The organism is Flexivirga sp. YIM B11880 (assembly GCF_058148645.1).
In genome coordinates, this window is record NZ_JBMAMH010000001.1 from 133,116 (window position 1) to 153,856 (window position 20,741).

Genomic DNA, 20,741 nt, shown 5'->3' on the forward strand with positions numbered 1-20,741 from the left:
CGGTGGTCCGGTCCTGGACGCCGTTTGCGTCGTCACGGTCCCTGGTCCACTCGCTCGGCTCATAGGTCTGCTCCCGTCGATCACCCCAGCACCCCCGGTGCTCCTCCTCTACCCGAGGGCGGGTGACGGAAACTACGAGCCGATCGGGTCAGGACGCTCCGACTGCGCCAGTGGTGCGCTCGTGCTGCTCGGGGGTGGGAAAGGCGTACCAGCGCACCGCCAACTCTCGTGTGTCCGCCGTCGGCTCGGTGTGCAGCATCGAATAGCGCAGGACAAGGTCGAGATATTCGCGGCCGAACCGGCGCAGCTCACGCTCGGTGAGCCACATGCCCGCGCGACTTCCCTTCGCCCACTCGTCGAAGGCGGTATGGCGTGCCGCCGCCCACTCGAAGAGCCGCAGCTCCTGCTGAAGTTTTCCGTCGTAGAACGCCTCCACGGCGGACCGGTCGACGCGGTTGAGGGACGCGAGCGCCGGACGCTCCAGCGAGACCGGCACCGTCGACCACTTGCCCGCGCGACCCCGGCGAACCTGCCGTCCACGCAACAACCCCCGCAACGTCGCATCGACCTGCCCTGCCGAGAGGCCGGAGCGCGCGGCAATCATCGCCACGGGAGCGGGACCCTCGGCAAGCACCGCCAGCACGGTGGAGGTGTCGGGTTCACGTCCCAGCCGCACGTCCTGGGCTGTCAGCACGTGGCGCGCCATACCACCGGACAGCAGTTGCCGGCTGGACCGGAAGAGAAGCACGGCCAGCGGTATCTCGACCACCACCGCACACGCGATGCTGGCCCAGACGGCGGACGACCCCCAGTCGAGCGTGATGTCGAACCACGCGTCGCAGAGGAGAAGCGCCGCCGTCGCGGTCATCACCCCGCTGGCCAGGGGATGCCGCCGCGTGCCGAGCCACGCCGCGCACCCGAGAAGCACCAGCAATCCGAGATCGAAGCCGACCCACGCTGCACGCCAGCCGTCGGCTTGGTCCTGTGTCGTGCCACCGGGGTGTGTCAGTGAGTCGCGATCAACGCGCACGAAGCACACGAAGAGGTCTGGATCGCCTGGCAAGCGGCCCAACAATTGCGTGACGACTACGCCGCCGAAGACCTGGTCACCGGACGCACAATCGCGGCCAAGATCCTCGAGTCATTCCCGGCCTGTCCGATCCCGGAGCTCCGCCGCCTGGGCAAGACGCTCAACCGGTGGAAGGAAGTCATTCCTGGCTACTTCACCACCGGCCGCGCCAGCAACGGCGGCACCGAAGCCATCAACGGCCTGATCGAGCTACACGGCCGCGTCGCCCGCAGCTTCCGCAACCGCGACAACTACGGCTACGCATGCTCCTGCTCGGCGGCGCACTCACCAGAACACCTACCCCCACCACAGGTCTTGAAGAGCCGCTTTACCGTAGGCACCTGTGATTCTGGTTCTGATGGCGGTCATGGTCGATCTTTCGAAATCGGGTCACGGACTCCCTTATTGCCCAAGATGCGACTAGAGCCGAGGTGACTATCCCGATGATGCGACCAAGGAAACCATCCGTGTCGGGGCTTGAGAGAGTGATCACTAGTAAGTAGACAACCCATGCAACGCAGATAACTGCGACGGCCATGGCGATCGCGAAGCCTGTAAACGCAGACTTAGCTTTTGACGTCATCGCAGTCCTAGTATGTTCGTTGCCAGTTCACGCCATATGCCTGCGTATGAGTGTATTGCCACCAGCCACCGTACGTCCACCATCCGACTCGTGGCTCGACATACGCGCGGCCCCGTCTAATCCTGAAGTTAGTGACCGTTGTCCGCCACCTGTGATGGACGCACTTTGCGTAATAGGTTGTCCATGAACCATATTTAATCTGAGCAGATTTGATATTGAACCCCCAGGGGTTGAATCCGATGAATCCTACCATCTGTCTTTCAATCCAGCTAAAACGATATGCGCGCCACCGACCCCAATGGGTTATTTGCCGAGGTAACGACGCTGGCCATTGCACGCGCAGTGGCTTGATGGTTGCGGTACTCGCATCATGCCACTTTCGTCAGCCGAATTGATTGGATCAAGCGGATATGTGTATGCCGTCTCGTTTCCACCGGGAATAGGGTCAGGTCCTGTGAAGGATCCGGTGACCCAGTTGTAGTAACGGGCGCCCATGAGGGTGAAGGAGGCGGTTTCACCGGTGGTTGCGCGTTGTTTGCCGCCGAGCCACCCGTAGCCGAGGGGCCCAGCAACAGTGGAGTCGGTCCACTGCCAGTTAACGGCACGGCCGCCGTATTCGGTGTATGCCGACCACCCGGTCACGTTAGTTGCGGCAGTGCTAGTCGCCTGGGCCGCTGGGATGCTGATGCCGGTGACGTTGTTGTTGTGCGGGTCAATCAGGTTGATGGTGGCGTCTCCGGTGTCCGTGATCATCGCACCGAGGTCACCGGTCAGGCCGTCGGTGAACCGCATCGTCTGATCTGCCTGACCCGGGCGGGTGGTGGTTTCCCAGGACGGATTGTCGCTCTCGTCCGTGTAATGCCGGGTGACGGTCTCGCCGTCGTACCAACCACCAGCAGTCGCCTGCCGCAAGCGGCGCCCGTCTGCGTCCAAGGTGAAGGTGGTGGTCATGCCCTGGGTCGAGACACTGGCCGGTAGATCATCGGCGTAGTACCCCAGGGTGGTGTCTTCAGCACCGAAACTGGGCGTGTCTCTGGCCGGGACAGTGGTTTGCCGGCCAAGGGCGTCATAGCCATAGGTGCCAGCGCTGACCCCGTTGATCTTCGACGCCGAGATCATACGGTCGGCATTGTCCAGGGAGTAATCCACGATGCGGGTATTGAGATTGCTCGCGGTGGTGTTGCCGCAATCACCGTCGTTGTGCGTGGTCGTGACGAACTTGGTGCGGGCCCCGTCAGCGTTGAACGTGTAGGCGCGTTCGTCGCACAGCTGGTCCCAGGTTGCCGGGTCATCCGGCGAGAGCGGCCCGGTGGCTTCGCGCATGGTTCGGTCCACGACCTTGCTCAGGCGGCCCGGTGTGTCATAGGTGAAGGCTCGGTCGTAAGCGGTGCCCTGGCCGACGCTCATATGGGAGGTGTCGCCGTCTTCAGGTATACCTGGGTCGCCGTCGAACCCGGCTCCTTCGCCGGTGTATTCGCGCACGATCCGGCCTTGGGCGTCGCGGTCCGCAGTCCAAGCCAGCCAAGTGCCGGTTTCCGGAGTGCCCGGCGTCCAGGTGACCTCACCGGTGTCCGGATCCGTCATTGCGGTGACGGGGGTGACTTGACCTGTGTAGGTCAGCCCGATCGGCTGCTTCAACTCATTGGTCACAGTGATGGCGGTGACCTGCCCGGGCAGTTCCTGGGTGACCAGAGTTCCTGCCGCGTCGTATGCCCCGGCGTACTCGAGGGCGCCGCCAGATCCTGGCCGGGTGACGGTGACCTTGGTGGCCAACCCACGGTGCTCAACCTTGGCATCGGCGTCGTTGCCGTCGTAGCTATAGCTGGTGGTGCCCTTCGGATCGGTCACCGACGCGACGTGGCCAGCCACGTCGTAGGCGGTCGTCGCAACGTCACCTTGCTCGTTCGTGTAACTGGTTTTGCGTCCCCACAGGTCGTACCCGGTGGTGCTGCGCTGGCTCGTGGCGTCGGTGCCGGCAGCGTTCGCGACACCGGTGTAATCCATTAAGCCGTCGGTGTTTCGATAGTGAATGAAGGTGGCCGCGCGTGGCTTGGCCGAGGCGAGGTTCGTGGTGGTTTCTTCGAAAGTTTTCCGGCCCACCGCGTCATACTTGCGGGTAGTGGTGCGAGTTGTGCTGCCGGAAGATTCGACCACGGTGGTCGGGTTCAGCCACATGTCGAATCCGGTGGTACGCGAGTCAAGGATCGCAGGCCCGGCCGAGGGTGCGGCGCCGGGGAAGGTGTGGCACATCGACCCGGCCCATTGCGGCTTGTTACCGCACGCCGCATCGACACTGTTCGCGCCGGCGGTGTAGTACACGGTGCGGGTGGTCAGCGGGTGCGTAGTGCCGGTTGCGGACGGTTGCCGCGTCTCGATGGTCCTGCCGGCGGTGTCCGTGCGCGTGACTTTCGAGATCCCGTCTGTCGTCACCGTGACGGGAGATCCCAGTACCCAGCCGTCTCCATCGCCGGCCATAAGCGGCGCATACGAATTGGTGGTTTTTGAGATCTGCACGTCCGGGTCGGTGTCGGTGGCAGTGCCGTCCACCGACTCAGTGACGCTCGTCGCCAGGTTGTACGGGCTGCTGGTGTCCGGGTTGATCCCGTTGTTGGGCGCGCCCTGGTCATAGCTGGTATGAGTCCGGTTGCGGGCGGTCACGACGCGCCCATCCGGCAGTGTGATCGTGGCCTGCGGTGTGTATTCGTCGACAACCACCGTGCCCGCCGGCACTGTTACGGCGCCGGTGGAGTCGGTGATGTCGTCGTTGTACACGGTCTGAGTGGAGTAGAAGTCCGAGGTGGACTTCACCTCTGAGGCGTCCGCGTCCGCGTTGGCATCGCGCCAAGCACTGATGCCGTTGATCGCTTCCGGGCTCAGAGATCGAACCTCGTTGCCCTTGTCGTCGTAATCGGTCGAAGACAGTAGCCATTGCCCGGCCCCGTAGGTGGCGTCGGTGACGTCGTAGTTCTGGGCGTCGACGTAGGACAGGGATGCGTACGGCCAGTCCCCGGCGGAGATGCTGGGGGGCTGGTGGACGAGACCGGGTGGTCGGCGCCGAACACGGCGTACCCGGTCGACGGGGCCGAAGCTTGCGCCCAGTCCGCGACATCGGACGCCGTCACCGACGGCAAACCGGCCCCGGAGGTCGGCACTCCGTACACGAAAGAGAACAACGCACTGCTGGACCCGCCGGCGGTGGCGGCGTCCCGGCTGATCTGCTTGACCCGGCCGCCGGAGGTCGCGGGACCGTCGTAGCTGATCCGGTAGGCGGCCTGCCCAGCGGGTGTGACCGATGCCAGCCGGGTGCTGGTGCCGTCCCACCCGTACTGGGTGGCAAGTCCGGTGCGCGGGTCGGTTTCCTTGATCAGTCGATTGCTGGAGTCGTAGCTGTAGGAGGCGAGGGGGGTTGCCTTGATCGCCGACGTGGCCGGGTCCCACAGTTGCGCGGTGATGCCGCTGACTTGCCCGGCGCTGTTGTACGCCAGGTCCAGCGCCCGGCAGCCCGGCTTCGTCAAGGTGCCGGTCCCAGGGCAATCCGTGATCGTGTATCCATCCGGGAGCCCGGACAGAATGCGGGTGACTTTACCGTCGCCGTCGCGGGTGTAGGTGGTGGTGCCAGATGTACCGGGTTCGGTCACCGAGGTCACGCCCCACGTCGACCCGATCAGCTTGTAAGTGGTGGCTGTGCCTTCGCCATCAGTCACCGTCATTGCGGTGCCGCCAGAGGCGACGACGAGCTTTATTCCTGCATCCACGGTCTCCTGGGTGACGGGCAAATAGGTTCCGGCCTTGTCCTTGACGCGGCCGCCGCCGGGCTGCTGCCACACCAGCGCCGAGCCGTCATCATCCAGCAACGAGATGGTGCCATCGATAGTGGTCTGGTCGACGACATTCATCGATGCAGTGCCAGCATCCGGGCCATCCAGGTTGCCGGTCCACCCAGGACCGAACATGCTGTTCGCGTAGTCATTGGGCCACCCGGCCAGGGATCCGTCGCCGGCGAACGACAGTGTTGACCGGGAGATCGACAGTTCGCCGGACAGGCCGGGCACAGTCACATCCGTGGCCCTTGTGTTCAACTCACCGGTGACCTGAGCAACGGTACCGACACCGGCATTGGTGCTCGGATAGCCAGCTCCGAAGGCGTGCGGCAGCCGAGTAATTGAGATCGGTGAACCTACCGCCCACGTGCATTGCTGCGCCCCACCAGTGGGATAGGTGAAACACACCTGCAAGTCCAATCCGACCGGGGTACGGTCAGGGGCGGCCACGTTCGCCGAGTCTGTGTCTGCGGTGGCGGCGTCCCAGGTCGTCGACGCGGTCGCGACCCCACTGGAAACTTTCACTGCGACGATAGCCCCGGTGGCGTCCTTCCATCCGGTGGTGGCGTTGGTCTGCCCGGACACGCGCCATTGCAGCTTGGCCGTCGGGGCAGAGTTGCCCTGGGCGGTCGCGGAGACCTTCACTTTCCCTGAGGTCGAGGAGTACGGCACCGGTGTCAGGAGGGAGGCGCTGCCCCATCCGAAGCTGGAGGTGGACGTTGCGGACAGGCTCGCGCCGCCGACCGCGACGGCCTTGATCGAGTGGCCGCCTTTGGTCTTGGGCACGGTGACGGTGGTGGAGGTCGCGGTCTGTTTCGCGTCTACGGTCTTGGTCGGGGTGCTAGCGCCGTCGACGTACACGTTCAGTGTGGTCGCGGCGAGGGTTCCGGAGCCGACCGTGGCGATTGTGCAGGTCAGGTCTGCGGTGGGTGCGTCCTCGGTCCAGGATCCGCTGCCGTGTCCCGGGCACGAGATGGTCGGCGCCGACGGGGCGGTACCGGCACGTTTGATCGTGGTCCATGCCGACCACGACGAGGCAGACAGGCCGAGTTCGTCAGTGGCCTTCGCGCGCACATAGAACGTGCCGCCATTGGCCATGTCGGTGGTGTTCGCGCACGAGATCGTCGCGCCCGACGCCCCCAGCGGCGTGGTACACGAGGCCACCAGCGACGTGGAGGAGACGGTCTTGGAGTTGTGGATCTCGATGGTGGACTTGACCTTGTTGGCGTCCGGGTCGGTGATCTTGGTCGAGAACGTCACCTTGCCGCCCTGCACGTACCCGATGCCGCCGTAGGTGCCGTTCGCGGTGAACGTCGGCGCGGCCGCGGTGTTCGGTGCCCGGTCGTAGGTGTAGGTGATCGAGGGCGGGTTCGCGCCTTCCTTGGAGGAGAACCGCTTCCACCCATACGAATCGGTCTCGGACGAGGCCTGCAAACCGATCCCGGCGTTCGTGTTGGTGCTGCCCGCCCAGTGCTTGACCAGACTGGTGATGTCGATCGTCTGCCACTTCGCGACGCATCCCGTGTAGCCGGCGGCGAACGACGCCGTCGCGTACTTGCCGTACGAGGTGGGCTGGCTGGCCCACCGGGTCGCCGTGGATGCTTGACCCGTGTTGTACACGTCCACACCACGCGCCGAGCACGAATACGACCACGTCTCATACAGTTTCAGCGACGCCGAGGTCACCGTCTTCCCCGTCAACGACGTCAGCGGAAAGTTCAAGTACGACCGCGCCTTCGTGGTGCCACCGTCATACGTGCCGACCCGCAGCTCGGTGCCGGTCGACTGGTCCGTGTTCACAATGTCGGACTGCACATAGGTGTCGAACGACGGCGTCAACGTCGCCGACGCGTACGTCGGGTCGACCGTGACCGGGAACACCCGGTCCGGGTCGGTCGCCCACTTGCCATCCACGATCACCGACACCGTCTGCGAGGCGCCGGTGCCGTTCAGCCGCAGTTTTGACTCGACCGTGTTCTCCGGCAGCCCGGAGTGCTTGTTCATCGTGGCGTCCCACGCCAGCGGGGCACCCATTCGGCCCTGCACCGCGCCCTTACCGTCGACGAACACAATGGTGCCGTCCTTGGCCTGCTTGGCGATCACCCCGCCGCTGGTGATCAACGGGAAGGACCACACCAGCTTGCCGGCGTCCGCACCAGTCGACGGGATTAAAGCCTTGACCGCGGCCGCATCCTTCAAGTGCAGGAACGACTCGAACCCGGTCCGGGTCGACTCCACCGCCACGTCGGTCCCAGTCGCGACATCCTGATACGTCGCAGTGCGTCCCGACACCCTCGGGGCGGCGTACTTCTTCGTCGCCCCGACCATGATCCGGCCATGCTTACCGGCATTCGCCGCAACCACCGGCACCACACCGGACGTCGGGATCGCCTTCCCGGCCGCTGACTTGCCCGCACCCAGCAGCGCCAGTTTGGAGGGTCCGTGCTTGACCTGCACCGCTCCCGAGACCGACGCAAGGTTCAAATCGACGGCCTGCCAGCCGCCCTTGCCATCCCGGTACCGGACCGGGGCCGCGAACTGTTCAGTGGTGATTGTGCCGTCCGGGTTCACCCACGTCGTCGAGGTCTCGGTCACCATGTTCTCGACCTCCACCCGAGAACCCTGCGACCGAGCCGACACCGCAGCCGACACCATGTCCGGACGCGACGCCACCGGAGCCGGCTTCCTCGCGCTCTCCGCCGACGTCGCCGCCTGCGGTTGCTGAACCGCCTGCTGCGGTGTCGCCGCGGCCGCCGGCCGGGCATCAACAACAGCAACGACAGTCGCTCCAACAACACCCGCGATCAGCCACGCGACCACCTGCCACACCCGCCAAAGACGACCATTACGGCCAAACCACGCAGACCACGACCCAGCCACGAAACACTCCCGCAGAAACTCCCCCGAGCAGGCCATTCCTGCGCGAACCGAGAGCATCCCACCACAGGAGAGCCATCCGGACAAAATCCGGCGCACACGATTCTGAGATTTTCCTGTATTTTTCTCGCTTTTGGCTGTGATTATGCGCTCTTCCGTGTCGCCGGCCGCAGCGGACGGACGCCGCGCCTTTTCAAACTGGTGCCACAGCTTTGGTCGCCGCCGGTGCGAAGCTCGCCGCGGAGCGAGCGGTTGGACCGTGCAGGAACACTTCACAGTCGTGAAGGAGAACTCGCTGGTGCTTCAGGATGCAACCGGCCACAGTGGAACAATGGCAACCGTGCAGACCACTCCGACCAAGACTTCGCCCCCGGAGACTTCGGTCAGGAGCGGCAACGGCGCGGCATACGGCTTCCTGGCCTACCTGATCTGGGGCGCGTTCCCCCTCTACTTCGACGCTCTCAAGCCGGCCGGCGCGTGGGAGGTCCTCGCACATCGCATCGTCTGGACGTTGGTGGTCTGCCTGGTCGCGCTCGCGATCACCCGTAACCTGGGGTTCCTGCGGCGGCTGATCGCCGACCGGCGCCAGCTGGGCGCAACGACGATCGCCGGGCTGCTCATCGCCGTCAACTGGGGCGTCTACATCCAGGCCGTCGACTCCGGGCACACCGTAGAGGCCGCGCTCGGCTACTTCCTCAACCCGCTGGTCACGGTGGCGCTCGGGGTCGTCGTGCTCCGGGAGCGGCTGCGCATCATGCAGTGGGTGGCGGTCGTGGTCGGCGCCCTCGCCTGCGTCTACCTGGCCATCGACTACGGCCGGCCGCCGTGGATCTCCGTGGTGCTCGCCCTGTCCTTCGCCAGCTACGGCTTCATGAAGAAACGGATCGGCGGATCCCTCACTGCCATCGAGGGTCTCACCGCCGAGAGCGCGGTGCTCACTCCGATCGCGATCGTCATCCTGATCGTCGTCGGTATGACGGGCCACGCCACCTTCACCTCCGACGGCACCGGGCACACCCTGCTGCTGCTCTGTGCCGGCATCGTCACGGCGGTGCCGCTGCTGCTCTTCGCGGCGGCGGCCAGCCGGGTGCCGTTGGTGACCATCGGGCTGCTGCAGTTCATCACGCCGATCCTGCAACTGCTGTGCGGCGTGCTGCTGCTCGGCGAGCACATGCCGATCGCGCGGTGGATCGGCTTCGGGATCGTCTGGGTTGCGCTGGTGCTGCTGACGATCGACTCGCTGTCGGCAGCTACCCGCGCACGCCGGCTCGCCCGTGCCGCGGAGAACTGCGCGATCTGAGCCGCGGTCAGGAGACCGCAATCACGGTGACGATGTCGTCGACGCCCGTGAAGTCGTCGGGGTTGCGCGTGAGCACCGCAGCATCGACACTCTTCGCGGTGGCAGCAATCATCAGATCTGCGACTCGACTGCGTGGATTGCGACCACTGCGCCGCACGGCCGCCGCGATGGCACCGAACCAGTGGGCGGCGCTCGCGTCATACGGAACGGGCGTGTAGTCGGCCAGGATCTTGCGATAGCGACTCTCCCGCTCCGCACTGATCACCGGATCCTCGACAAACAGACCGAACGCAAGCTCGCCGATCGTCACGGCGGCGACACCGGTCGATCGGGCATACCGCTTGATGTCGCGCGGGCGGTCGATGACGACCGAAGTGTCCAGCAGGGCACGCTCGACCGGCGTCATCGGCGATCCCATGGATCCGTGACAGCCTGATCGATTGCGCCATCGAGGGCTCGTATGTCGGTGAGCCAGTCCGCAGCGACATCGGCAGCCAGAGCCGGCCAGTCGGGATCACCGTCGGTCGGCCGGAACATCGGTGGTGCGTCATCGGAGGCATGCGGGACCAAGTCCATGACGGCCGCACCGCCGGTCACGACGGTGAGCCGCTCCCCATTGCGCACCCGCTTGATGATCTGCGCGTAGTTGTTCCGTAGCTCGCGAGCGGGGATCCGGGCCGTCATACCACCTGATCGTAGCGGGGGTGACTACAGTCTTGCTACACCGCGCTTCACGCGCCGGTCTGCTGGTATGCCGGGATGAGCTCCTGCCAGCGCGCGTGCCACTGCGGCGACGGGCGCTCCGCGGACCAGCCGTCCGGCTGCGCCGACATGCCGGAGGCGAGCGCTCGGCCGAGATCCTCGAGGTGAACCTGCCAGCCGGCGCCATGGAACGGCAGCTCCCCGACGGGTATGCCGCGGTCCTCGATCACCAGACGCGTCCGTGGACCTTCGCCGGTCAGCCACGCTTCCAACTGTCCTTCGTCCGGCGTGCCCGGCTCGGAGGTCAGCACGAGGTGGTGCGGCGCATCGCAGACATCGATTCGCACCGGCGCGCTCCACGTGCTGGTGAAGGTGGCTTGGACGGTGGCGCCCACTCTCAAGTCGCCGTCCACCTGCGCGATCCAGCGGGCGAGCCGCTCCGGCTCGGTGCACGCCTGCCAGAGGTCCTCGAGGGCGGTGTCGTAGACGTCCTCGACGCGGACCGCGCCCCGGATCTCGTCGAGTTTGCGTGTCGTGGCAATCGCTTTCACTGCTGAGCCTTCTTCCCTCGGGCGAGCTTTCCTCGCGCGATCTCGGTGTGCAGCGCGTCGAGCCGGCTCTGCCAGAGGGCTCGGTAGTCCTCCAGCCAGTCGTCGACCGGCACCAGCGCTTCGGGACGCAACCGATAGATCCGTCGTTGTGCGTCCTGCCGCACCTCGACCAGGCCTGCCTCGCGCAGGACCCGCAGATGCCGCGAGACACCGGGTCGGGCGATCGGCAAGGCGTCGGCCAGCTCCCCCGCGGTCGCCTCGTGATCCCGCAAGATCTCGAGCACCGTACGCCTGCTCGGGTCGGCCAGCGCCTGCAGAACTGCGTCCATCACCCCACCGTACCCGCTCAATTACGTAACCGCAAGGGTACGTACGCACAGAAACTCCACCGAGAGGACACATACCGGACCGAGAGGACACAGAATGCAGGCGAAAACCGGCACCGTATGGCGCCCGTTCGTGTCCCCTCGATCCTGTTGTTGTCCCGTCGGTGTTGTTGTTGTCCCGTCGGTGGGGTCAGGGGCCGAGGACGCGGTCGAGGTAGGCGTTGGTGAAGACGCGCTGCGGGTCGAGGCGGTCCCGCAGGGCGACGAAGTCGTCGAACTTCGGGTAGCGCGAACGCAGTTCGGCTGCTTCCAGATCGTGCAGCTTGCCCCAGTGCGGGCGCGCGGCCAGCCCGGCCAGCATCGACCAGAACGCCTCGAAGTAGCGCCGGTGGTCGCGTCCGGCGTACTGGTGGATCGCCAGGTAGCCCGATTCACGCTGGTATGCCGTCGACAGCCACAGCTCGTCGGCGGCGGCGAACCGCACCTCCACCGGGAAGGTGACAACCTCGACCCTGCGCGCCAGCCAGGAACGCAGCTCGCGCAGCAGCTCCGGCACGGCCGCACGAGGTATGGCGAACTCGCTCTCCCGGAAGACCACGTCCCGCTCGGAGGCAAACACCCGGTCGGACCAGTCGGTGAACTCGCGCCGGGACAAGGCACGCGCGGAAACCTGGTTGACCGCCGGGATGATCCGCGGCGCTCGCGTTGCCGCCTTGTTGAGCGCCCCGAACAGCTTGTTGGACAACAGGTCGTCGTCGAGGCGGCTGCGCCACGCGGGCAGCGGCGCCCGCTGCGACTCGTCAGTCAGCCGGGTGTTGCTCTTGGTGAGCACGCGGTCCGTGTGCGGGAACCAGTAGAACTCGAAATGGTCTGTGTCGTCGACTCGTTCCTCGATGCCGTCCAGCACTTCGTCGAGTGACGCCGGTGCTTCGACGGCGTGCAGCAGAAACTTCGGGACGCACTGGATCTCGACGGCCGTGACGATGCCCAGCGCGCCCAGGCCGACCGCGAGGGCCGGCAGCCACCCGGCGTTCTCGTCATCGGTCACGCGCAGCAGGGAGCCGTCGGCCTGCACGAGCTCGAGACCGGTCAGCTGCCCGCCGAGGCCCGTGAAGCGCGCGCCGGTGCCATGGGTGCCGGTCGACACCGCACCGGCGATCGTCTGCCGGTCGATGTCGCCCAGATTGGTCATCGCCAGGCCGCGGCGCTGCAACTCCGGACCGAGCACGTGCAACGGCGTGCCGGCGTGCACCCAGACCCGGCCGGTCGCCGCGTCGACCGAGCGGATCCCGGACAACCGGTCCATCCGCACCAGCACGTCGGTCGGCTCCGCGATGCCGGTGAACGAGTGCGCGGCGCCCACCGCCTTCACCCGGCGCCCGGCGCGCATCGACTCCTCGCACAGCAGCTGCAGGTGAGGCACGTCGCGCACCAGGACCGTCTCCCGCGGGCGGCTGGTCACGGTGCGCGCCCAGTTGCTCCACTCAGCCAAAGTTCTGTCCTTCTCCGCGGTAGGTGGGCAGCCGGTCCACGATCTCGCCGTCGCGCACCAGCACGATCTCGGTGAAGCGCTCGCACATCTCTCCGGCCTTCGCGTGCCGGAACCACACCAGGTCACCCAACTGCAGCTCGCGAGCGCTCCTGCCGCGCAACGGTGTCTGCACTTCGCCGGCACCTTCGGTCCGGAACAGGTGCAGACCCTTCGGGTGCACCGGACGGGGCGACCGTGACCGGCCCGGGACACCGGAGGCGGCATACCCGCCGCTGAAGGTCACGACGATGTCGGGGCGCGGCTTGCGCACCACCGGCGAGGCGAAGTACGCCGCCGGCCGCAGATCGGTGTCGTCATACTCGTCGAACAACGTGGGCGTGAAAAGCCCTGATCCTGCTGCCAATTCCGTCACGGACGCATCCCAGTCGGCGTGCAGGCTGCCCGTGCCGCCGGCGTTGACCAGCTCCAGCCGCGCATACTGCGAGACGGCCGCGCGCACTGCCTGGCGCCGCACCCGCAGATCCTCGGCGGACTTGCGCTTCATCAGTCGTATGGCGGGACCGGTGTCCCGCATGCCGGCGATCTGCGCGTCGTAGAACATCAGCCCGACCAGCCGGATCTGCTCGAAACTCGCTGCCAGTCTTGCGAATTGCGCAGCCTGCTCGGGCGTGTGCACGCTGGAGCGATGCACGCCCAGGTGCACCCGGCCGACGTCGAGGGAGCTGTCGACGTCGAGGCACACGCGCACGGGTTGCCCGCCGGCCGCGGCCTCGATGAGCGCCAGGTGCGCCGGAAGGTCGGCCATGAAAGTGATCCGCTCGCGCAGCCGCGCATCGGCCGCCACCTGGGCGATCGTCGCGGTGTCGACCGTCGGGTAGGCGACCAGAACGTCCTCGACACCGTGCCGGGCGAGCCAGCATGCCTCGGCCGCCGAGTAGGCCAGCACGCCCCGATAACCCGGCTCGGTGAGCACCCGGTCGATCAGCCCACGGGCCCGGATCGACTTGGACGCCACCCGGATCGGCAGCCCGTGCGCCCGCCTGCGCATCTCGGCGAGGTTGTGCTCACACGCCGCCACGTCGAGCACGGCGACCGGCGCGCTGACTTCGCCGAGCGCTCCCCACAGCGAGCCGTCGGGGGACGCACCGCGTCGCGTTCCAGGCAGTCTCACGCCGGCGGCAACCCGGCATCGATCGCGCCGGCCAGCAACCGCGCGAAGGTCTCCAGCACCACCTGCGCCTGCTCGTCGTCGCTGGTGACGATCCATGCCAGGCTGACTCCGTCGGCGACCGCGATGATCAGTCTGGTCAGCACGACGAAGTCGACCGGCAGCGAGCGGCCCACGGCCCGGGCGTAGGTGCGCAACGCGTCGAGAACGACGCCGAACGCGCGGTCCACCAGCCTGCGCGCGATCTCCCGGCTCTCGGCGTCACCCCGGGACAGATGGGCGAGCAGTTCGTAGATGAGCAGCTGGCGCCGCCGGTCACTGCCGATCTGCTCCCAGTACGCGCGGAACGCAGCAACCAGCGCCTCGTCCGTGGGCAGCGCCGCCAGCGCACCCACGTCGATCGTCGGCTGCTCGATGCTGTCGGCGACCGCGCTGATCAGCGCCGCCTTGGATCCGAAGCAGTAGTGGACGGTGCCGAGCGGCACGCCGGCTTCCTTGGCGATCCGTCGGACGGTCGCGGCCTCGAGCCCCTCGGCAACGGCGACGCGCACGGTCGCCTCGACCAGCTCGACACGTCGGTCCTGCGCAGACAAGCGTGGCATGCTCGGAGTGTAACCACGGTCTTGGACAAGCGTCCACGAATTGGCGGTGCTTGGTGTCGCTCGCTCCGAGGTGCCGTCAGACCGTGCGCGAGGCGACCTGTCCGGGCAGGCTGCGCAGCACGTCGAGAGCGTCGCTGTCCCCCAGCGGTTCGAGCAGGCGGGCGGCCTGCTCCGCCACGGCAGCGGTATGCCGGCGCGCCTGCTCCAGCGCCGGATGTGCGCGCAGCAGCGCCAGCGCTTCGGCGTGCTCGGCGTCGTCCAGCAACGGATGGGACAGCAGCGACTTCAGCCGGTCGTCGGCCGGGTCGCGCGAGGCCCGCGCGTAGAGGACCGGCAGCGTCGTGACGCCCTCGCGCAGGTCGGTGCCGGGCGTCTTACCCGACTCCTCCGACACGATGTCGAGTACGTCGTCCGACAGCTGGAAGACCACGCCGACATACTCGCCGTACTGGCGCATGATCTCGACCGTCTCCGCCGGGCAGCCGCCGAACATCGCGCCATACCGCGCGGCGGTGGCGATCAGTGAGCCGGTCTTGTCCGCGAGCACCCCGAGGTAGTGCTCCATCGGGTCCTCGTCGGCCGGCGCCTGCCGGTCGTCGCGGATCTGCCCGGCGCACAGCCGGACGAAGGTCTGTGCCTGGATCCGCGCGGCCTCGCTGCCCAGGCCGGCGACGATCTCCGACGCCCTCCCGAAGAGCAGGTCGCCGACGATGATCGCGGTGATGTTGTCGTAGGTCGCGTTGACGCTCGACTTGCCGTGCCGGCGTTCGGCGGCGTCCATGACATCGTCGTGGTAGAGCGAGGCGATGTGGGTGAGTTCGACCCCCACCGCAGCATCCACCACGGCCTCGTTCACGCCGGTGCCGAGCTCGGAGGCGAGCAGGGTGAGCAACGGCCGGAAGCGCTTGCCGCCGGAGAGCAGGTGCTGCGACGCGCCGGCGATGAACTCGTCCTCGTGCTGGACGACCTCGGTCAGCCGACGGTCCACCGCCGCGAGGCCCTCGGTCAGCCGGTCGGCCAGCGCCGGGCTGGCCGACGGCATCAGCGTCGCGGCCCTACTCATTGCGACCTCATGGAACGTGGTCTCGATACGGCTCGCCCTGGGGGCTCGCCTACTCGACCGACGCAATTTTTCATCGGATGAACAGCGCGGAGTGCTGTGCGAGGTTGAGCAGCGGTGCCGGCGCCACACCGAGCACCAGGGTCGCGAGCGCGCCCACGGTGACCGCGATGCCGCTCAGCGGCGACGGGATGAGCACGTGGGTGTCGCCGTTCGGCTCCGAGAAGTACATCAGCACGATGATCCGGATGTAGACGAAGGCGGTGACCGCGCTCATCAGCATCGCGACGACCACCAGCCAGGTCGCCCCGTGACCGACCGCGCCGGAGAACAGCGCGAATTTCGCGGTGAACCCGGAGGTCAGCGGGATGCCGGCGAAGCCCAGCAGCAGAAAGGAGAACGTCGCCGCCAGCACCGGGCTGGTCTTGCCCAGACCGGCCCACTGCGACAGGTGCGTCGCCTCGGAGCCGGCCGAGCGCACCAGCGGCACCATCCCGAAGGCGGCCAGGGTCGTGAAGCTGTAGGCCACCAGGTAGAACATGGTGCCCGACAGGCCGGTCTTGTTCAGCGCGACGACACCCACGAGCAGGAAGCCGGCGTGTGAGATCGAGCTGTAGGCGAGCAGGCGCTTCATGTCGGTCTGGGTCACCGCGAACACCGCACCGACCACCATGGTCAGCACCGCGACGACGGCGATCACCGGCTGCCAGTTCCAGGACAGCCCGTCCAGCGCGACGTAGAAGACGCGCAGCAGCGCACCGAAACCCGCCACCTTCACCGTGGTCGCCATGAAACCGGACACCGGGCTCGGCGCACCCTGGTAGACGTCCGGCGCCCAGCCGTGGAACGGCGCGGCGGACACTTTGAAGAGCAGGCCCACGCCGATCAGGAAGACGCCCGGGATGAGGATGTCGTCCCGGCCGGTGATCGTGCCGACCGCGTTGGCGAGACCGCCGAACTTGATCGTGCCGGTGGCGCCATACACCAGGGCGGAGCCGAAGAGGAAGAACGCCGACGAGAACGCACCGAGCAGGAAGTACTTCATCGAGGCCTCCTGCGACAGCAGTCGCCGGCGGCGGGCCAGACCGGTGAGGATGTAGAGCGGCAGCGACAACACCTCGAGCGCGATGAACATGATCAGCAGGTCGCCGGAGGCGACGAAGAGCATCATGCCGCCGATCGAGAAGAGCACCAGCGGGAAGACCTCGGTGGTGGTCGCGCCGAGCCTGACCGAGTTGGTCTCCAGCGCCGAACCGGGCACCGAGGCACCGGACTGGGTGAACGCGTCCGCGGCCGGCAGGTCGAAGCGCTCGGCCATCAGCAGCACCGCGAGGAACGAGATCACCAGCACGGTGCCCTGCAGCAGCAGCGCAGGACCGTCGATGACGACCGCGTCGCCGGCAGTGACGCCCGTGTGGTTGCGCGAGATGAGCACGAGCGTCAGGAAGCTCGCGACGATGCCGACCAGGGTCAGCCCGAGCTGCGCCCAGTAACGCTGGCCGCGAGGCAGGAACGCCTCGAGGAGGACACCCACCAACGCCGCGCCGAAGATGATGAGCATCGGCACGACAGCGGCATACGAGATGTGTGCCTGGGTGAAGGTGGAGGTCACTTGCTGCTCCCCTCGGTGGTGGTGACGCCGGCATGCGGTGCCGGGTCGTGGACGTGGACGTGCTGGAGGGTGGAGTCGACCGCGGGCCGCAGCAGGTCGAGCGCGGGCTTGGGGAAGAAGCCGAGGAAGAGCATGAACGCGATGAGCACGCCCGCGACCGTTCGCTCACGCGCTCCGAGGTCCTGTATGGCGGATCCGCGCACCCGCGCCTCCGCGGGCACGTCCTCCTTGTCGATCTCCGGCTCGTCGAACAGCGTGTCGGTGATCCCGGTCGAGGGACGCAACCCGTCCGGGCCCAGCGCGAGGGTGCCGTCGGCGGCCGCCACGAGCTGCTGCTTGGGGCCGGTGAAGACGTTCTTGTACATCAGCAGGATGTAGAGCGCCGCCAGCACCACGACGGTGACCGCGAACCCGGCCGCGACCGGGTAGCGCTGGAAGCTGCCGACCAGGACCAGGAACTCCGAGACGAAGGAGTTCAGCCCGGGCAGCGACAACGCCGACAGGCCCGCGGTGAGGAACACACCGGCCAGGATCGGGGTGGTCCGCTGCCAGCCGCCGTAGTCGGTGATGTTCTTGCTCTTGCCACGCACCATCAGGAAGCCGACGAACAGGAACAGCGCCGCGGTCGTGAAGCCGTGGTTGATCATGTAGAGCTGCGAGCCGATCACCGACGTGCGGGTCACCGCGAAGATGCCCAGCACGATGAGGCCGAAGTGGCTCACCGAGGTGTAGGCGATCAGCCGCATCATGTCGTTCTGGCCGATGGCCGCGATTGCGCCGTAGACCACCGAGACGACCGCCAGGATGATCACGACCGGGGTCGCCCACTTGCTGGCCTCCGGGAAGAGCTGCAGGCAGAAGCGGATCATCCCGAAGGTGCCGACCTTGTCGAGCACGGCCACCAGCAGGACGGCGACGGCCGGCTTGGCCTCGGTCGCCGCGTCCGGGAGCCAGGTGTGCACCGGCCACATCGGGGCCTTGATCGCGAAGGCGAAGAAGAAGCCGACGAACAGCAGCCGCTGCGTGGACTGCGACATGTGCAGGCCGGTCAGGGTGCTGACCAGGAAGCCGTGGTCGCCGCCGGGACCCTGCTGGTAGAGCGCGATGACCGCCACCAGCATGATCAGCCCGCCGAGCAGCGAGAAGAGCAGGAACTTCATGGCGGCGTACTGCCGGCGCGCCCCGCCATACAGGCCGATCAGGAAGTAGATCGGGACCAGCATCGCCTCGAAGAAGACGTAGAAGAGGAACACGTCGGTCGCCGCGAAGACGCCGATCATGAACGTCTCGACGATCAGGATGAGCGCGAAATAGCTCTGCTCCCGGCGGCCGCCTTCCGGCACGTCGTTCCACGCCGCGAGCAGCGCGATCGGCACCAGCACGACGCTCATCAGGATGAGCGTCAGCGCCATACCGTCGACACCGAGGGCGTAGGAGACACCGAACTGCGGGATCCACGAGTGGGTCTCGGTCAGCTGGAACTGCCCGTGCCCGCCGCCGGTCTTGAACCGGGTCGCCGCGACGATGCCGACCACGAGGGTCAGCAGCGAGAAGGCGAGCGCCACCACGCGGGAGTTGCGCGCCGTCGCCTTGGGCAGTGCCCACACGACGGCACTACCGACCAGGGGTATGACGCCGAGCGTCGTCAGCCAGGGAAAGTTCGACATCACCGCACCACCCAAAAGGCGCCGAGGATTGCAACGACACCGACGAGCATCGTCAAGGAGTAAGTACGCACGTATCCGTTCTGCATCTTCTTCAGTCGGGCGGAGCTGCCGCCGATGCCCGCGGCCGAACCGTTGCCGACGCCGTCCACGACCTTGTTGTCGAAGAAGACCAGCGCGCGGGTCAGGTGCAGGCCGGGGCGTTGCACGGCTGCCTGGTTGAAGTCGTCCTGACCGAGGTCACGACGGGCCGCCCGGGTCAGCGGCGAGCCGACCGGTGGGGTGACCGGCACGGCGTCGCGCCAGTACATCTTCCACGCGATCGCGATGCCGATGACCATCAGGACGAAGGTCAGCACCATCAACGGGTACTGGCCGATGACCGCGTGGCTGTCCTCGTGTTTGCCGACGACCGGCTCGAGCCAGTCGGTGATGATGCCGGTCGGGCCGAGGATGAGTCCGAGGAACGCCGAGCCCACTGCGAGCACCATCATCGGGATGGTCATCGTCAGCGGCGACTCGTGCGGGTGCACGTCGTCGGTCCATCGCCGCTTGCCCATGAAGGTCATGAAGAACATCCGGGACATGTAGAACGCGGTGATGCCGGCGGCGATGAGCGCGGCCAGGCCGAACAGCCACGGCTTCCAGCCGGAGCCCTCGAACGCGGCCTCGATGATCTTGTCCTTGGACCAGAAGCCGGACAGGCCGGGGAAGCCGATGATTGCCAGGAAGCCCAGGCCGAAGGTCACCCAGGTGATCTTCATGACGACCCAGAGGCCGCCGAACCGGCGCATGTTGACCCGGTCGTTCATGCCGTGCATGACCGACCCGGCGCCCAGGAAGAGGCCGGCCTTGAAGAAGCCGTGCGTCACCAGATGGAAGATCGCGAAGGCGTAGCCGACCGGACCGAGCCCGGCGGCCAGCACCATGTAGCCGATCTGGGACATGGTCGAGGCGGCGAGCGCCTTCTTCAAGTCGTCCTTGGCGCACCCGATCACCGCGCCGCCGAAGAGGGTGATCGCGCCGACCAGGCAGACGGCGAGGCGGGCGTTCTCGGAGGCGTTGAAGATGACGTGGCTGCGCACGATCAGGTAGACACCGGCGGTCACCATGGTTGCCGCGTGGATCAGGGCCGACACCGGGGTCGGACCGGCCATTGCGTCGCCCAGCCAGGACTGCAGCGGGAACTGCGCCGACTTACCGCAGGCGGCGACCAGCAGGCACAGCCCGATCGCCAGCAGGGTGCCCTCGCCCGTGTGCGCGACGGCCGCGTTGACGTGGTTGAAGTCCAGGTTGCCCCAGGCCCAGAACATGATGAACATCGCGATGAGCATGCCCATGTCACCGATGCGGTTGAGGAAGAACGCCTTGTTCGCGGCGGTCGCGTATTCGGGGTTCCAGTTCCAGAAGCCGATCAGCAGGTATGACGCGAGACCGACACCCTCCCAGCCGACGAAGAGCAGCACGTAGGAGTCGGCGAGCACCAGCAGCAGCATCGACGCCACGAAGAGGTTGAGGTAGGCGAAGAACCGGCGCTTGTCCGGGTCGTGCTCCATGTAGCCCAGCGAGTAGACCAGGATCAGCGACCCGACGAAGGTGATCAGCATGACGAAGGTCAGCGACAGCTGGTCCATCAGCAGACCGGCGTTGAGGTTCAGTCCCCCGGCCGGCATCCAGGAGTAGAGGTGCAGATGCATCGACCGGTCGTCGGCCGGCTTGCCGCGCAGCTGCAGCAGGATCAGCAGGCCGATGACGAACGCAGCCCAGGAGAGCAGCACCGCGACATACGGGCCGGCCTTGTCCAGCTTCTTGCCGCCGAGCATCAGCAGCGCGGCACCCAGCGCGGGCAGGCCGATCATCAGCCAGCCGATTGATGCCACACCGGTGGCGTCGTGCATGGTCACGAATACTCCC

16 protein-coding genes are annotated in these 20,741 nt (G+C 66.8%); 2 read left to right on the forward strand and 14 right to left on the reverse strand.

All coding sequences use genetic code 11. The annotated features are described in order from the left end of the window. Positions 1-148: 148 nt before the first annotated feature. Entirely contained in the window at positions 149-1,063 is a 915-nt protein-coding gene (locus ACN8HC_RS00625) for a hypothetical protein (RefSeq protein WP_490072930.1), read from the reverse strand. Positions 1,064-1,075: 12 nt separating this feature from the next. Here ACN8HC_RS00625 and ACN8HC_RS00630 point away from each other — a divergent pair, with 12 nt between their 5' ends. Further along, positions 1,076-1,504, forward strand: coding sequence for a transposase (locus tag ACN8HC_RS00630; protein ID WP_490072931.1), 429 nt, complete (start codon positions 1,076-1,078; stop codon positions 1,502-1,504). Positions 1,505-1,955: 451 nt separating this feature from the next. Here the strand turns inward: ACN8HC_RS00630 and ACN8HC_RS00635 are convergent, their stop codons facing one another. Both ACN8HC_RS00635 and ACN8HC_RS00640 read right to left on the reverse strand, forming a co-directional pair. After that, a complete protein-coding gene (locus ACN8HC_RS00635; RefSeq protein WP_490072932.1) occupies positions 1,956-4,424 on the reverse strand; it encodes a hypothetical protein in 2,469 nt (822 codons plus the stop codon). Between the two features lie 101 nt (positions 4,425-4,525). After that, positions 4,526-8,086, reverse strand: a complete 3,561-nt coding sequence (locus ACN8HC_RS00640; RefSeq protein ID WP_490072933.1) for a DNRLRE domain-containing protein — start codon at positions 8,084-8,086, stop codon at positions 4,526-4,528. A 595-nt stretch (positions 8,087-8,681) separates the two neighbouring features. Between ACN8HC_RS00640 and rarD the strand changes: the two genes are divergently transcribed. After that, positions 8,682-9,650: an EamA family transporter RarD gene (gene rarD, locus ACN8HC_RS00645; protein WP_490072934.1), complete on the forward strand. Its 969-nt coding sequence runs from the start codon at positions 8,682-8,684 to the stop codon at positions 9,648-9,650. 7 nt (positions 9,651-9,657) lie between these two features. Here the strand turns inward: rarD and ACN8HC_RS00650 are convergent, their stop codons facing one another. The 11 genes from ACN8HC_RS00650 to nuoL form a co-directional block, all read right to left on the reverse strand. Continuing rightward, on the reverse strand, positions 9,658-10,056 hold the full coding sequence (locus ACN8HC_RS00650) for a PIN domain-containing protein (protein ID WP_490072935.1): 399 nt from the start codon (positions 10,054-10,056) through the stop codon (positions 9,658-9,660). Continuing rightward, positions 10,053-10,334 (reverse strand): type II toxin-antitoxin system Phd/YefM family antitoxin, encoded by a 282-nt coding sequence (locus tag ACN8HC_RS00655; RefSeq protein ID WP_490072936.1) that lies wholly within the window; start codon positions 10,332-10,334, stop codon positions 10,053-10,055. The genes ACN8HC_RS00650 and ACN8HC_RS00655 overlap by 4 nt, the downstream gene beginning before the upstream one ends. Positions 10,335-10,381: 47 nt before the next feature. Next, positions 10,382-10,903, reverse strand: a complete 522-nt coding sequence (locus ACN8HC_RS00660; protein ID WP_490072937.1) for an SRPBCC domain-containing protein — start codon at positions 10,901-10,903, stop codon at positions 10,382-10,384. Further along, entirely contained in the window at positions 10,900-11,232 is a 333-nt protein-coding gene (locus ACN8HC_RS00665) for an ArsR/SmtB family transcription factor (RefSeq protein WP_490072938.1), read from the reverse strand. Before ACN8HC_RS00665 ends, ACN8HC_RS00660 begins: the two co-directional genes overlap by 4 nt. A 187-nt stretch (positions 11,233-11,419) precedes the next feature. Further along, positions 11,420-12,721 (reverse strand): D-arabinono-1,4-lactone oxidase, encoded by a 1,302-nt coding sequence (locus tag ACN8HC_RS00670; RefSeq protein WP_490072939.1) that lies wholly within the window; start codon positions 12,719-12,721, stop codon positions 11,420-11,422. Beyond that, on the reverse strand, positions 12,714-13,892 hold the full coding sequence (locus ACN8HC_RS00675) for an alanine racemase (RefSeq protein ID WP_490072940.1): 1,179 nt from the start codon (positions 13,890-13,892) through the stop codon (positions 12,714-12,716). Before ACN8HC_RS00675 ends, ACN8HC_RS00670 begins: the two co-directional genes overlap by 8 nt. Continuing rightward, positions 13,889-14,491: a TetR/AcrR family transcriptional regulator gene (locus ACN8HC_RS00680; protein WP_490072941.1), complete on the reverse strand. Its 603-nt coding sequence runs from the start codon at positions 14,489-14,491 to the stop codon at positions 13,889-13,891. Before ACN8HC_RS00680 ends, ACN8HC_RS00675 begins: the two co-directional genes overlap by 4 nt. Before the next feature lie 76 nt (positions 14,492-14,567). Next, positions 14,568-15,554 carry a polyprenyl synthetase family protein gene (locus ACN8HC_RS00685; protein ID WP_490072942.1) on the reverse strand — a complete coding sequence of 329 codons (987 nt, stop codon included), beginning with the start codon at positions 15,552-15,554 and terminating at the stop codon, positions 14,568-14,570. A 70-nt stretch (positions 15,555-15,624) separates the two neighbouring features. Beyond that, a complete protein-coding gene (nuoN, locus tag ACN8HC_RS00690) occupies positions 15,625-17,163 on the reverse strand; it encodes an NADH-quinone oxidoreductase subunit NuoN (protein ID WP_490072943.1) in 1,539 nt (512 codons plus the stop codon). Then, positions 17,160-18,830, reverse strand: a complete 1,671-nt coding sequence (locus ACN8HC_RS00695; protein WP_490072944.1) for an NADH-quinone oxidoreductase subunit M — start codon at positions 18,828-18,830, stop codon at positions 17,160-17,162. Before ACN8HC_RS00695 ends, nuoN begins: the two co-directional genes overlap by 4 nt. Further along, positions 18,830-20,725, reverse strand: a complete 1,896-nt coding sequence (nuoL, locus tag ACN8HC_RS00700; protein ID WP_490073672.1) for an NADH-quinone oxidoreductase subunit L — start codon at positions 20,723-20,725, stop codon at positions 18,830-18,832. The genes ACN8HC_RS00695 and nuoL overlap by 1 nt, the downstream gene beginning before the upstream one ends. Positions 20,726-20,741: the final 16 nt, after the last annotated feature.

What these genes read in the sequence shown, in the direction of transcription:
- ACN8HC_RS00665 (WP_490072938.1), bottom strand. Translation starts at nt 11,232, where the DNA reads ATGGACGCAGTTCTGCAGGCGCTGGCCGACCCGAGCAGGCGTACGGTG.
- nuoL (WP_490073672.1), bottom strand. Translation starts at nt 20,725, where the DNA reads ATGCACGACGCCACCGGTGTGGCATCAATCGGCTGGCTGATGATCGGC.
- ACN8HC_RS00680 (WP_490072941.1), bottom strand. Translation starts at nt 14,491, where the DNA reads ATGCCACGCTTGTCTGCGCAGGACCGACGTGTCGAGCTGGTCGAGGCG.
- ACN8HC_RS00655 (WP_490072936.1), bottom strand. Translation starts at nt 10,334, where the DNA reads ATGACGGCCCGGATCCCCGCTCGCGAGCTACGGAACAACTACGCGCAG.
- ACN8HC_RS00650 (WP_490072935.1), bottom strand. Translation starts at nt 10,056, where the DNA reads ATGACGCCGGTCGAGCGTGCCCTGCTGGACACTTCGGTCGTCATCGAC.
- ACN8HC_RS00695 (WP_490072944.1), bottom strand. Translation starts at nt 18,830, where the DNA reads ATGTCGAACTTTCCCTGGCTGACGACGCTCGGCGTCATACCCCTGGTC.
- ACN8HC_RS00685 (WP_490072942.1), bottom strand. Translation starts at nt 15,554, where the DNA reads ATGAGTAGGGCCGCGACGCTGATGCCGTCGGCCAGCCCGGCGCTGGCC.
- rarD (WP_490072934.1), top strand. Translation starts at nt 8,682, where the DNA reads ATGGCAACCGTGCAGACCACTCCGACCAAGACTTCGCCCCCGGAGACT.